Below are 13,540 nucleotides of genomic sequence, written 5' to 3'. Positions count from 1 at the left end.
TTAAACCAATATTTTGATTATTTTGCTAAAATCAATCGAATCAAATAGTATGAAAAATATTGTCGTGTTAACCGGAGCAGGGATTAGTGCCGAAAGTGGCATTAAAACTTTTAGAGATGATAATGGTCTATGGGAAGGTCACGATGTGATGAAAGTAGCTTCACCAAAAGGATTTGAAGAAAACCCAGCCTTGGTTTTAGATTTTTACAATAAAAGGAGAAAGCAACTGCTAGAGGTAGAACCCAATGCAGCACACTATGCTTTAAAAGATTTAGAAAAAAAATACAACGTAAGTATTATCACTCAGAATGTAGATGACTTGCATGAAAGAGCTGGAAGCTCTAACGTAATTCATTTGCATGGCGAACTTTTAAAAGTACGAAGTAGCTTTGATAAAGATCTTGTATTAAATTGGAAGAAAGATTTAAATCTCGGAGATTTTTGTGAATTTAATTCACAGTTAAGACCACATATAGTTTGGTTTGGAGAGGAAGTTCCTCTCTTAGAAACTGCAGCTTTAGAAGTACAACAAGCCGATATACTTCTTATAATTGGTACTTCAATGCAGGTTTATCCCGCGGCAGGCTTAAAAGACTTTGCTCCATCGCATTGTCAAATGTATTTTATAGATCCTCAACCTGCAATTCGAGAATCTCAAAACTTAAGGATTATAAAAGAGAATGCTTCTACAGGTGTGAAAAAATTGGTTGAGAGCCTATTACAGAATTAAAAGTTTTTTAACTAAAAAAAAGTATATTTGATAGAATATCAAACAACACCCCTCATTTTAATAATAAGTATAACCAAATATTATGAAATTAGAGAAAATTTTAGATAAGTTAAATTCAATTGACAAAAATTACTTTATCAAAGTTATTGATAATATTATATCGAATAATCCAAGTAATACTAAAGAAATTGAAAAAATACTTAGTTCTGCAGATAAAGGTCTAAAATCTGTTGATAATCAAAACATAGCTAAGGTTTTCTCACTAATAGAAAATGAATTTTATGCATATTTAAAATGTGAATTTCAAGACACCTCCTCCCAACTTGATATCCTAATAGATATATTAATTAGAGATGGAAACTGTATAATGAAACAGGATTGGTTTTCTAGGTTATATGAAACTGAAATAAAAAATATTAAAGCAAAAATTAAAAAGACCAACGAGGAATTTCAAAATGAGAAATCAGATATTTCCGAAGAAAGAAAAAGAGATTACAAAATTTATAGAGCTTGTCTAGATACTGCTTATAAAAATGATTTAGAAAACAATAGAGATGCAAAAATAACTTCTGATGAATTATCTATTATTCTAACTCTATCAAATGAATTAAATCTTTCGCAAGAAGAGATTAAATTAATTAACTACTCTATTCTTCCTATAAATAAGTCCGATATAATGGATGTTATTAATAATTTAAAAAATATTGGAGTCATTTTTTATTCTAAAAAAGAGAATACCCTTTTTGTAGCTGATGAAATGGTTAGACTGCTTAGAAAGTTGAGAAAAAAAGAAGTTGCAGATAAATTTCTAAGAAGAACATTAAGAGTATTAAGAGAACCTGTTATTAACCAAATTTCTAGAAAACATAATATAGACAGAGGTTTAAATTATTTAGATAAAATTGAAGAAATAATTAATGAGGGTGTTTCTTTTAGAGGTCTTTTAATGAATGATATTTATAAAAAAGATTCAAACTTGACGGAAAAAAAGAAAGCATTAAATGAATTATGTGATAAAAAATTAAATATTGAAAATTTAAGGGGAAGCACTCTAGATGACAAAATTGAAAGTTTAATAACTCATTTTGAAAATATAGAAAAAGATGAAAATATTCATATTTCTTTAGATGGATTTGAAAAGATGTTAAGTGAGCTAAACATTTCACTTCCTAAACTTAATAAAGAAATAAGGACTCAATTTGAAATTCAAGATGAATTTGTACTAAAAGCGGACCTTCTACTGGATTATAATATTAAACCAAGAGATATTTTAGATTTAGTTACAAAAGATGATTTCAAAAAGTTCATTACTGATAATGGTATTAAACAACGTGGAGATGATATTTTAAACACATTAGAATATTATAAAGATGCTGAAAATTTATATCTTGAAAACTATGATAAAGTAGCATATCGAGATTTAAATACTCTAAAAGAGAATGGTATATCAGTAAAAGAAAGTGAACTCGGGGTTAAATTTGAGGAACTAACAAGGAAAATTTTTATTGAACTTGGTTTTAATGTTGATGAAGAATTAAGAAAATCTCTTAATACAAAAAATGATTTAATTGATATTCTTTTACATTTAGAAAATGGCGATGTTATAATTGTAGAATGCAAAACAAGTAAAGAAAGAGGTTACAATAAATTTAGTACCGTTTCGAGACAATTAAAATCTTATAAAAGCGTCACTGAGAAAAATAACATTAGAGTTTCCAAAATATTATTAATAGCACCTGAATTTAGTGATGATTTTATTACAGATTGTGAAATGAATATGGAACTTAATTTATCGCTATTAACTGCTTCTGCTCTATCTAAAATTTTTGATGCGTTCAAAACTTCGAAATATACGGAGTTCCCTCCTGTACTTTTTAGAGATGTTGTAATAAACGAAGATAGAATTATTAAGGCTCTTAGTAAATAAAGTGAAAAATACAGACACCCCCTTAACTGCAAGCTTACTTAAAATTAATACTAAACCCTCCTATAGGCTTGCTCTTACCAATCAAATTATCGCAGATAATTCTTTATTAGAAGAAGTGATCGTTATTGCAAAAAATAATGAAGATAAGGTTGCTGCAAAGGCAGCTAGAGCTATGGAATTGGTAGGAGTGCAAAATATAGCTCTACTACTCCCTTATGTTGATGATATTTTTATCATATCAAAAACAAATCAAAGGGATGATGTGATAAGACCTATGGCAAAAATAATGGAGTTGCTGGTGACTCATCATTTCAATAAAAAAAAGAAAATTTCACTAAGCATTCAGCAAAAAGAAGAAATCATTAGTATTTGTTTTGATTGGATGATCACCCCACAAAAAATTGCTCCACAAGCTCACAGCATGCTAGCGCTTTACAAGCTAGGAACTGAATTTGATTGGGTTCACCCAGAACTAAAATTAATTTTAGAACAAAATTATGCACAAGGATCTGCAGGATATAAAGCCAGGAGTAGAAAAATTTTAAACTTAATTAAAGTATAGAACTACATCTTAAACCACTTTTCCATCTCCATATCCAATTCTTGAACAGAAATTTTCACCAATTGATTTCCTTGAATATTGTCTCGTTGTCTTTTTTCTAAAACAAGTAACCTACCTACCAATTCATCTATAGTAAAATACTCAGGCATATTACTTAATCCTTGCTTTAAATCGTGATTACGTATCATCGTTATGTTTTAAGGATGAGAAAGATACAACTTTATTCCTATAAATTACAACTGCTTAATTTATAAGCTTTTTAGCGAATATAAAATTACTTGAGCTTTCTATTTTTTTCATTGTTCTTTAGTTTTATCTTTGTTGTTTAAATTTTTAACCACTTATGACTTCTTTACAAGCCATTTCACCTATAGACGGTAGATACCACTCAAAAACTGAAAAATTATCAGCTTATTTTAGCGAAGAAGCTTTAATTAAATATCGTGTAAAAGTAGAAATTGAATATTTTATTTCACTTTGCAATCTACCACTGCCTCAATTAGCAGAAATAGACACAGATCTATATCCTCAACTGAGAAAAATTTATGAAAATTTTTCTAGTATAGATGCACAAGCTATTAAGGAGATCGAGAAAGTTACCAATCACGATGTCAAAGCAGTAGAATATTTTATCAAAGAAAAATTTGATGCTTTAAACTTACAAGCCTATAAAGAGTTTATCCATTTTGGGTTAACTTCTCAAGATATTAATAACACTTCGGTACCACTTTCGCTAAAAGATGCTCTAATAGATGTATACCATCCATTATTAGAAGAAGTTCTTCAAAAATTAAAAGATTTAGCAAAAGATTGGGCTCACATTCCGCTTTTAGCAAGAACTCACGGTCAGCCAGCTTCTCCTACTCGTTTAGGAAAAGAGATTGAAGTTTTTGTAGTACGTCTAGAAGAGCAAATTAAAAGTTTAAAAGAAGTTCCTGCTGCAGCTAAATTTGGTGGTGCAACAGGAAATTTTAATGCACACAAAGTAGCTTATCCTAATCAGGATTGGAAATCTTTTGGTGCTCATTTCGTAGAGCAGGTATTAGGAATGAAACATTCTTTCCCTACCACTCAAATAGAGCATTACGATTTTATGGCAGCAACGTTTGATGCTTTAAAGCGTATCAACACCATATTGATTGATTTAGATCGTGATGTATGGACTTATGTTTCTATGGACTACTTTAAGCAAAAAATAAAGAAAGGAGAAGTAGGATCTTCGGCTATGCCACACAAAGTAAACCCTATTGATTTTGAAAATAGTGAAGGAAACTTAGGTATGGCAAATGCCTTATTTGAGCATCTTTCTGCTAAATTACCTATAAGTCGTTTACAAAGAGATTTAACCGACAGTACTGTTTTAAGAAATATTGGTGTTCCTATAGGACACACGATGATTGCTTTAGCTTCAACTTTAAAAGGTTTAAATAAATTATTGCTGAACGAAAGTAAACTTCATGAAGATTTAGAAAATAATTGGGCCGTCGTAGCGGAAGCTATACAGACTATTTTAAGAAGGGAAGCTTATCCAAATCCTTATGAAGCCTTAAAAGGTTTAACCCGTACCAATGAAAAGATAAACGCTAATAGTATAGCTGACTTTATTGAAACCTTAGAAGTTTCAGAAGATATAAAACAAGAGTTAAAGGCCATTACCCCACAAAATTATACGGGAATCTAAAAAAAAGGGAGCTAAATTAGCTCCCTTTTTTATTTAATCTCTTCTATATTGTTGAGTTTCTTCAAAGACGTGTTCTAAAATGGCTTTGTCTTCATCAGTAAATTCTATATTTCTTCGTTGCATCACTTTTTCGGCAACTTCAAAAGCTTTACTGGTTTTATAGGTTGTGGTACCACTACTTCCGCCCCAGCTAAAACTAGGCACAAAATTACGAGGAAAACCAGCACCAAATATATTTGAGCTTACTCCAATTACAGTTCCCGTATTGAACATCGTATTAATACCACATTTAGAGTGATCGCCCATCATTAAACCACAAAACTGAAGTCCGGTAGGTGCAAAACGTTCGGTTTCATAATCCCATAACCTTACTTCTGCATAATTATTTTTAAGGTTAGAATTGTTACTATCTGCGCCTATGTTACACCATTCTCCTAAAACCGAGTTTCCTAAAAAGCCATCATGACCTTTATTAGAATATCCCATAATAATAGAGTTGTTCACTTCTCCTCCAACTTTACTATGCGGACCTACCGTAGTAGCTCCATAAATTTTAGCTCCCATTTTTAAAGTAGCATGTTCACAAAGCGCAAAAGGACCTCTTACGGCACACCCTTCCATCACTTCGGCATGTTCTCCTATGTAGATTGGTCCGTTTGAAGCATTTAAGGAAGCTATGGTTAATTTTGCTCCTTCCTCGACAAAAATCTGCTCCTTGTTGATACAAAATACACTATCAGGAATTTCAGCGGAAATTCTGTCTTTGGTTAGCAAGTCAAAATCTGCTTGAATGGCTTGGTCGTTTTTTGAAAAAAGATCCCAAGTATGTTCAATCATTAAAGGCTCTTCATTCACTGCTATTTCTTGAAAGCTGTCTAAATCTATTTCCTCTTCTTCTTTAGCTATAAAAGCTATATATGTATCTTTAAAAGTTAAGACTTGTTGTTCTTTTAAGTTTTTTATTTGTTCAACCAGACTTTCTGACGGGCACACCGCCGCATTGATCATCGTGTTGATTTCTAACTCTACCATGGGCCAACGTTCAGAAAGGTATTCTTCGGTAACCGTTGTCGTGGTGGTTTGTAAAAAATTTTCCCACTTTTCTCTTAAAGTTAATATCCCAAAGCGTAGATCTGCTACAGGTTTGGTATAGGTAAATGGAAGTAATTGATTTCTTACTGCGCCATCAAATAATATGTAATTCATCTTAAAGTTTAGTTTTAAACAAATGTAAGGAAGTTTTTATTGGGCAATTTGTATTAATCACAATTTTCAGTTCGCCTGGTATCTGTAATCGAAATGATACTCCACTCTACTGCTGAGGATTTAAACAGTTGAATTTGATTAATTCCGCAGTGAGAAAGTTTTCCGTTAAGGTAAAACTCATAAGTGGTCCAAACACTTGCAAAACCTTTATCTATTTTGGTTTCATAACTCAATATTCTTTCTTCAAATTTCATTTCTTTTGGGATTGAACCAATTGAAGAAACAAATTGAGCTCTAGGTGATGTTTTAATCATAAAATTTCCATCTCTACCTTCTCCAATCGTTTTTAAAACAAGGTCTTCTTGTGTCATTTGCTTTAAGGCCACCGTATCTTGTTGATGAAAGGCTTTGAAAAAATCTTTAACAGATTGCTCTGGTGTATTTTGAGCAAAACCATGTAATCCTAAAAATAATATAAATAAAGTAAGTATTCTCATCGCTTTTGTTTTTGATGTTGACTGACTAATTTACTACTTTTACAACAACTTAAAACAAAAAAGCATGTCTGTTGCAAAAAAAGAATATAAAAGAGTAACGGTAAAATCACTAGTTGATATGAAAGCCAATGAAGAGAAAATCTCTATGCTTACCGCTTACGATTATACGATGGCAAAAATTGTTGATGGTGCTGGGATTGATGTCATTTTAGTAGGAGATTCTGCTTCAAATGTAATGGCGGGTCATGAAACCACTTTACCTATTACATTAGACCAAATGATTTACCACGCTTCTTCTGTGGTTCGTGCTATAGATAGATCTCTTGTGGTGGTAGATTTACCATTTGGAAGCTACCAAAGCGACCCTAAGGAAGCTTTACGTTCTGCCATTAGAATTATGAAAGAAAGCGGCGGTCATGCAGTTAAATTAGAAGGAGGTAAAGAAGTGAAAGAATCTATAAAGCGTATTTTAAATGCTGGGATTCCTGTAATGGGACACTTAGGTTTAACTCCACAATCTATATATAAATTTGGTACTTATACGGTAAGGGCTAAAGAGGAAGAAGAAGCTATAAAGCTAAAAGAAGATGCTAAACTCTTAGAAAAAATAGGTTGTTTCTCTATTGTATTAGAAAAAGTACCGGCAAAGTTAGCACAAGAAGTAGCTGAAAGTGTTTCTATTCCCGTGATCGGAATTGGTGCTGGTGGTGGCGTTGATGGCCAGGTGTTGGTGGTACACGATATGATAGGAATGACACACGAATTTAATCCGCGTTTTTTACGCCGTTATTTAGACTTATATAGTGAAATGACCACAGCCTTTCAACAATACAATAAAGATGTAAAATCATCAGATTTTCCTAACGAAAAGGAACAGTATTAATGGAAACATCTGCCATAGGACCTTTTTTAATCCTTGATGCCTTAACAGGTATTATATTTATTATTGTAGGTCTTATGATGCTAAAATATCCGCCTAAAGAAATTAATTCACTTTACGGATACCGAACTAAAAAATCTATGAAATCTCAAGAAGCTTGGAACTTCGCTCAAATTTACTCCTCTAAATTGATGATTAAAGCTGGGCTGTTCTTAAGTTTAGTAGGTTTGCTAGGATATGTATTCTTTGAGGTTTCATTTTTATTGGAAGTCATTTTAGCGAGTATTGCTTTTACTCTAGGAGTATGTGCACTTTTTTATTATACTGAAAGTGAATTAGATAAAATTAAGTCTTAAATATACAATAGACACAAAATTTATGGGGTTCAATAGCATTGATTAAAAAAATAGAACATAAGACGCTAAGAATTTGTCTGTTAGGCTTTATTATTGGAATTTTAATTTCTTTTTCTCTTTGGACGAATGACAGAATGTTTCCCTTACTTCCCGTAATTGACCTTCCATTTATTCCTGATCTTTTATATTCTTATACAGTATACTTTTTGCTTTTTATGTTATCTGCCACAATTTTTTTTCCTAGAAAAATCTTAATGTGGATCAGTTTAATTTTAATTATACTTTTAGTCGTAGGTGACCAAATGCGTTGGCAACCCTGGGTATATATTTACAGTCTCTTTCTGTTTCTATTTGCCATAAATATAAAGTCTAGCCTACGCCTTTTTTATTTTAAAGCCATTTTATTTACGATATACTTTTGGAGTGGTTTTCATAAACTGAATTTTCATTTTATTGATTACATTTTTCTACCCTTTATGAAAGATGTTTTTTTATTACATCTACCTAATTATAAAATCATTGGCTTTGGTATACCTCTAATTGAAATTTTTGCCGCAATGGGCTTGCTATTTAAAAAGACCCAGAAAATTTCCTTTTTACTACTTACCACCATGCATCTTGTTATTCTCTTGTGGGTAAGCCCATGGGGTGGGAATTCTAACAATGTTATAATTCCTTGGAATTTAGTTATGATAGGGTTAATTTATTTTTGTTTTTACTCTGATTTTAAAAAAGTACGACCTGAGCTAAAAAAGAAATATAATCATAAAATTCATTCTTCAATCTTAATTATTTTTTTCTTACTTCCTTCTTTATGGTTTATTGAAAAATGGCCCTATTACTTTTCTTTTCATATGTATTCCGGTAGAGGAAAAACCATGTCTGTTATCTATGAACAACCTATCATTGAATTGCCTGAAAATTTCTATTTAGAAACAAAAAACCTATCCTCATTCGAGAAACATAAAATTGTAAATTTAAATAGGTGGTCATATCAAGAATTAAATGTCCCCATACCCCCAAGTCTTTCTATTTTCAAACAGTTAAAAAATCATTTTTGTAACTTATCTCCTAACAATTCTCCCCATTTTATAGTATATAGAAGTATTAATTACAACGGCGAATATGATATTTTTACTTGTGACGACCTAGAATTATGATTACATTTGATAAAGCTTTTTCCATTGAGTAAAATTATTTCTACCCCACAAAACTTGCAAGTCATTTATGAAGACAATCACCTTATTGTCATCAATAAACGCGCAGGAGATTTAGTACAAGGGGACAAAACAGGGGATATTCCGTTAAGTGAAACGGTAAAATCTTATTTAAAAGAAAAATACAATAAACCTGGCAATGTTTATCTAGGAGTGGTTCATCGCCTAGATCGGCCAACAACAGGTATTGTTTTATTTGCTAAAACCTCTAAAGCCTTACCCCGACTTAATAAAATTTTTGCTCAAAAAGAAAATCAAAAAACCTATTGGGCGATGGTACAAAATACCCCATCTCCAAAAAATGGTACGCTTATTCACTTTCTTAAACGTAATTCTAAACAAAATAAATCTTACGCGCATATTAATGAGGTTCCCGATAGTAAAAAAGGTACACTTCACTATAAAACCCTTCAAGAACTAGATCGATATACCTTATTAGAAATTGATTTAGAAACGGGCAGACATCATCAAATTCGGAGTCAACTATCTAGTATCGGTTCCCCTATAAAAGGAGATCTAAAGTATGGTTTTAACAGAAGTAATGCAGATGCTAGTATCCATTTACACGCTAGAAAATTAACGCTCATTCATCCGGTTTTAAAAGAAGAAATGACATTTACAGCTCCACTGCCTAAAGATTCGCTTTGGGATGCTGTGAAAGAGAAATCATAAAATAAGCGTTAAATTCTTTCATTACATTAGCATATTCATTGCTTTTCATTTACTTACAGTAAGTAAAATTCCGTAAAAAAATGAGTCAGCATATCAAAGGTATTCACGATAAACAAGCAGAGTTCTATATAAAAAACGGATCGCTTCCTGTTAAAGAGCGTATTCAACAACTTAAAAAACTTAAATCTGAAATTAATTTCCGTGAAAACGAAATTATAGAAGCTTTAAAACTCGATTTTCAAAAACCCGTGTTCGAAAGCATGGTAACCGAAATTATTGTGGTTTATAAAGAATTAGATTTATTTATCAAAAATTTAGAACGTTGGTCCCAGCCTAAAAGTGTACGATCTAGTGTTTTAAATTTTCCTTCTTCAGATAAAATTCACCATCGACCTTACGGAAATGTGCTAATTATCGCTCCGTGGAATTACCCGTTTCAATTAGCTATAAATCCTTTTATTGCCGCCATAGCCACAGGAAATACGGTTACGTTAAAACCGTCAGAATTAACTCCGCATACCTCCACTATTTTAGAAAAAATCATCAAAAAAATCTTTACTGAAGAGCAAGCAACGGTTATACAAGGAGACAAGGAAGTCGCCCAACAACTATTAGATTTAAAATGGAATTATATTTTCTTCACTGGAAGTGTTGCTGTAGGTAAAATCGTGCATCAAGCAGCATCACAACACCTTACCCCTGTCACTTTAGAGTTAGGCGGTAAGAATCCTTGCGTAGTAGAAGCTTCTGCTAAAATTCAACTAACTGCCAAACGCATTGTATGGGGAAAATTTTTAAATGCCGGACAAACCTGTATTGCACCAGATTATATTTTAGTAGAAAAAAGTATAAAACCAAGGTTAATTAAAGCCTTAAAAGAGGAAATCATAGCAGCTTATGGGAAGAATAGTATCACATCACCAGATTATGCGAGAATTATAAATCAATCCCATTTTGAACGTTTAAAAAATCTAATAGAAGAGAATAAAGTGCTTTTTGGCGGCCAAACCGATGCTGACGAAAATTTTATTGCACCCACATTAATCGATGAACCTCAACAAAGTGATAAAATTATGGAAGATGAAATTTTCGGACCAATACTTCCTATTATTTCTTATGAAAACGAGAATGATTTAAAAAAGATCATTCGGTCTTACTCTACGCCATTAGCTTTTTTCGTTTTCACGGAAAATAAATCGTTCGCCAATAAAATTATGGCGCAATTTCCGTTTGGCGGAGGTGTCATTAACGACGTGGTTATTCACTTTGCCAATGAAAAATTACCTTTTGGCGGACTTGGAAACAGTGGAATTGGAGCTTATCACGGTAAACACAGTTTTTATTGCTTTACGCACCAACAAGCCATTGTAGATCGTAAGACTTGGTTAGATATTCCGTTTAGATATGCTCCCTACCACAACAAACTAAAATGGCTTAAAAAATTTAAAAACTGGTTGTAGCTATGCGATTTGAAATTTGTTATTATAGCCAATGAGTTGAATTAAGTTATGTTTTAATCAGTTCTAACTTCAACTTATCTCCTTGCTTTTTTTGAGCCAAACTATTGATGCTATCTTCAGTTAACTGAAAAATTCTAGGGTATCCTCCCGTAGTTTGGGCATCTCGCATAAGAATTATTAAATTGCCATCTGGTGTAAATTGTACGGTACCTGGCAACACAGGCTGTGACAACATTCCCGCTAAGGTATTAGGAAACTGTTCTTGTAGTTGATAAGCCATTCGACTATTGTTTTTAGAAATTGTCAACTCAGCACTCAAAATTTGCTCTTGCAAGACTAAGGGAACTTGATCCCATTCGGGTCCTTTAAAAACCTCTATAACTGATGATGTAAGTTCTTTATTTTTATACTTTACGGAAGCAAAATCTACCAATTTTAAACCTTCATTCTTAGAAATTGCTATTAACTCTCCTTTTTCAACTGAAGAAGTTTTCGTTATTGGATAAAACTGACTCCTACTCTCAAGCCGTACTTCTGTTTGAAAACCTCCAAAAATCGCTAAATACAACCTCGCTCCTTTCGTTATTTGCTTAATGTGAAGTCTATCCCCTTTTTTTACTTTAAATGGTTTTAAAAGGCTTATTTCCTTTCCATTTAAACGAATATTAGCTTCAATCCCCACCAAAACTATAAAGGCATCCTTGGTAAACTCCAATAATGGTCCCAATAGAGTGATTTCCATTACCGCTTTAAACGCTTCATTACCTACTAACAGATTAGCTATTTTTGCAGAATAACGATCCATAGCACCACTTTGCGGAACTCCCAATTGAGCGTACCCAAATCTTCCTCTATCCTGTATTGAGGTTAATAAACCTTTCTCTATCACTTTTACTCCCATTCTTTCACTTTTTCTAATTGGTATTTACCCAATTCGATTTTATTCAAAATGTCCTGGTGTTCTTCTAAATTTACTGCCTTAAATTTTATTTGATCTCCCGCCGAAAATGGTGTCGGTTTTTTTAATGAAGCGTCGAATAATGTCACCGGACAATTACCGATAATTTGCCAACCTCCAGCCGAAATTTGAGGGTATATTCCTGTCTGTTTTTCACCTATTCCAACACTGCCTTTTTCCACCTTTAATCGCGGTGTTTTTTTCCTTGAAATTTGGAGTGATTTTGGTAAACCACCTAAGTATAAAAACCCTGGTAAGAATCCCATAAAATAGAGGGTATAAATTGGGATGGTATGAGTGGAGATAAATTCTTCAACTTCTAATTTCTTTTGAACACAAACTTCTTCTAAATCGAGAGAGAATTTCTTGTGATAACACACGGGAAGAATGTATTTGCTTCCTTCATAAATCTTATCTATATTAGCTTTCTCCAACAAGTCTTTTAACACTGATGTTTCATTATAAATATTATTTATAGTAAACACATAATTTATTATTAATGAATTATATGTGTTATTTACCTCAACAATTTCTTTAACCTTAATTTCTTCTATTTTTTTCTTCGCGAATAGAATTTCAGAAAGAGTGGTTTCATTCATTTTATCTTCCCAGAGAATTAAAATAGCTTGTTTCCCCAACTGCTTAAACTGCAATTTATCTATGTTCATTTATCAACTTTTTTACTGTTTTTTATGGAGTGAACTATATAAATATTCTAAAATTTCTACTGAATTTTCAGTATCACTATGTATACAAATGGTATCAATTTTTTGATTTAAAATCACCCCGTTTATTGTGATAATTTTATCTTCAAAACCCATCATTTTTACCTTCTCCAAAATCTGATTTTTATCGTGTAGAACAGCACCGGTTTTACCTCTAGAAACCAAACTCAAATCTTCTTCATAAGCTCGGTCTGCAAATCCTTCAATTAAGGTTTTTATTTCGTTTTTTGCTCCCTCTTCTATAGCAGATTTAGGCGGAACAAATAGCACTAATTTATCATCAATTTCTTTAACTAAATCAATCATCATGAGTGATTTTTCTTTATCATATTTCAGCTCATTGTAGAGCGCCCCGTGAGGTTTGATATGATGAAGCTTCTCCCCTAGCCTCTCTACTGTATCTTTTACTAGTAAAATTTGAGTTTTAAGCGACTTTCGTAAATTTTTTAAGCTCATATCCATCTTTTTCCTACCAAAGTTCTCTACATCGGGATATGAAGGATGAGCCCCTATCTTTACATTATTTTTAATCGCTAATTGCACCGCTTCCACAACAGTCTGTTTATTACCAAAATGTCCGCCGCACGCAATATTACAAAACGAAATGAGAGGCATTAGCCTCTCATCGTATTTACCTCCTTCTGCTAAATCGCAGTTAAATTTTATCAT

15 protein-coding genes are annotated in these 13,540 nt (G+C 32.3%); 9 read left to right on the top strand and 6 right to left on the bottom strand.

Annotation, left to right across the window (positions count from 1 at the left end; all coding sequences use genetic code 11):
- The first annotated feature begins 49 nt into the window (after nt 1-49).
- From LX95_RS11590 to LX95_RS11580, 3 genes are all read left to right on the top strand, one after another.
- On the top strand, nt 50-730 hold the full coding sequence (locus LX95_RS11590; protein WP_111541622.1) for an SIR2 family NAD-dependent protein deacylase: 681 nt from the start codon (nt 50-52) through the stop codon (nt 728-730).
- 82 nt (nt 731-812) lie between these two features.
- On the top strand, nt 813-2,657 hold the full coding sequence (locus LX95_RS11585) for a hypothetical protein (protein WP_111541621.1): 1,845 nt from the start codon (nt 813-815) through the stop codon (nt 2,655-2,657).
- A gap of 1 nt (nt 2,658) precedes the next feature.
- The gene (locus LX95_RS11580) at nt 2,659-3,219 is read left to right on the top strand and encodes a hypothetical protein (protein WP_111541620.1); all 561 of its coding nucleotides are present in this window, start codon (nt 2,659-2,661) and stop codon (nt 3,217-3,219) included.
- Between the two features lie 2 nt (nt 3,220-3,221).
- Here the strand turns inward: LX95_RS11580 and LX95_RS11575 are convergent, their stop codons facing one another.
- Nucleotides 3,222-3,407, bottom strand: a complete 186-nt coding sequence (locus tag LX95_RS11575) for a hypothetical protein (protein WP_111541619.1) — start codon at nt 3,405-3,407, stop codon at nt 3,222-3,224.
- A 155-nt stretch (nt 3,408-3,562) separates the two neighbouring features.
- On the opposite strand from LX95_RS11575, the gene purB reads away from it, so the two are divergent.
- Nucleotides 3,563-4,900: an adenylosuccinate lyase gene (gene purB, locus LX95_RS11570; RefSeq protein ID WP_111541618.1), complete on the top strand. Its 1,338-nt coding sequence runs from the start codon at nt 3,563-3,565 to the stop codon at nt 4,898-4,900.
- 33 nt (nt 4,901-4,933) lie between these two features.
- Here purB and LX95_RS11565 read toward each other — a convergent pair whose 3' ends face one another.
- Together LX95_RS11565 and LX95_RS11560 are read right to left on the bottom strand one after the other, a co-directional pair.
- Nucleotides 4,934-6,106 (bottom strand): GlmU family protein, encoded by a 1,173-nt coding sequence (locus tag LX95_RS11565; RefSeq protein ID WP_111541617.1) that lies wholly within the window; start codon nt 6,104-6,106, stop codon nt 4,934-4,936.
- A 53-nt stretch (nt 6,107-6,159) separates the two neighbouring features.
- A complete protein-coding gene (locus tag LX95_RS11560) occupies nt 6,160-6,603 on the bottom strand; it encodes a nuclear transport factor 2 family protein (protein ID WP_111541616.1) in 444 nt (147 codons plus the stop codon).
- A 64-nt stretch (nt 6,604-6,667) separates the two neighbouring features.
- On the opposite strand from LX95_RS11560, the gene panB reads away from it, so the two are divergent.
- The 5 genes from panB to LX95_RS11535 all read left to right on the top strand — a co-directional run bounded on the left by panB (nt 6,668) and on the right by LX95_RS11535 (nt 11,188).
- The gene (gene panB / locus LX95_RS11555) at nt 6,668-7,486 is read left to right on the top strand and encodes a 3-methyl-2-oxobutanoate hydroxymethyltransferase (protein WP_111541615.1); all 819 of its coding nucleotides are present in this window, start codon (nt 6,668-6,670) and stop codon (nt 7,484-7,486) included.
- Complete coding sequence (locus LX95_RS11550) at nt 7,486-7,839, top strand: SdpI family protein (protein ID WP_111541614.1); 354 nt, start codon at nt 7,486-7,488, stop codon at nt 7,837-7,839. The genes panB and LX95_RS11550 overlap by 1 nt, the downstream gene beginning before the upstream one ends.
- A 476-nt stretch (nt 7,840-8,315) precedes the next feature.
- Nucleotides 8,316-8,999, top strand: a complete 684-nt coding sequence (locus tag LX95_RS14545) for a hypothetical protein (RefSeq protein ID WP_146240783.1) — start codon at nt 8,316-8,318, stop codon at nt 8,997-8,999.
- 24 nt (nt 9,000-9,023) lie between these two features.
- A complete protein-coding gene (locus LX95_RS11540; RefSeq protein ID WP_111541612.1) occupies nt 9,024-9,728 on the top strand; it encodes an RluA family pseudouridine synthase in 705 nt (234 codons plus the stop codon).
- 80 nt (nt 9,729-9,808) lie between these two features.
- Nucleotides 9,809-11,188 carry an aldehyde dehydrogenase gene (locus LX95_RS11535; protein ID WP_111541611.1) on the top strand — a complete coding sequence of 460 codons (1,380 nt, stop codon included), beginning with the start codon at nt 9,809-9,811 and terminating at the stop codon, nt 11,186-11,188.
- Between the two features lie 46 nt (nt 11,189-11,234).
- Here the strand turns inward: LX95_RS11535 and LX95_RS11530 are convergent, their stop codons facing one another.
- From LX95_RS11530 to pxpA, 3 genes are read right to left on the bottom strand one after another with little or no spacing between them, the layout of a single operon-like run.
- Nucleotides 11,235-12,089 (bottom strand): 5-oxoprolinase subunit C family protein, encoded by an 855-nt coding sequence (locus tag LX95_RS11530; protein WP_111541610.1) that lies wholly within the window; start codon nt 12,087-12,089, stop codon nt 11,235-11,237.
- Complete coding sequence (pxpB, locus tag LX95_RS11525; protein WP_111541609.1) at nt 12,080-12,814, bottom strand: 5-oxoprolinase subunit PxpB; 735 nt, start codon at nt 12,812-12,814, stop codon at nt 12,080-12,082. Before pxpB ends, LX95_RS11530 begins: the two co-directional genes overlap by 10 nt.
- A 12-nt stretch (nt 12,815-12,826) precedes the next feature.
- On the bottom strand, nt 12,827-13,540 hold the full coding sequence (gene pxpA, locus LX95_RS11520; RefSeq protein WP_111541608.1) for a 5-oxoprolinase subunit PxpA: 714 nt from the start codon (nt 13,538-13,540) through the stop codon (nt 12,827-12,829).

It is taken from the genome of Mesonia algae (genome assembly GCF_003253545.1).
Taxonomy (GTDB): Bacteria; Bacteroidota; Bacteroidia; order Flavobacteriales; family Flavobacteriaceae; genus Mesonia; species Mesonia algae.
The sequence above is the reverse complement of the archived record's forward strand: the minus strand, read 5'-3'. Positions and strand labels throughout refer to the sequence as shown.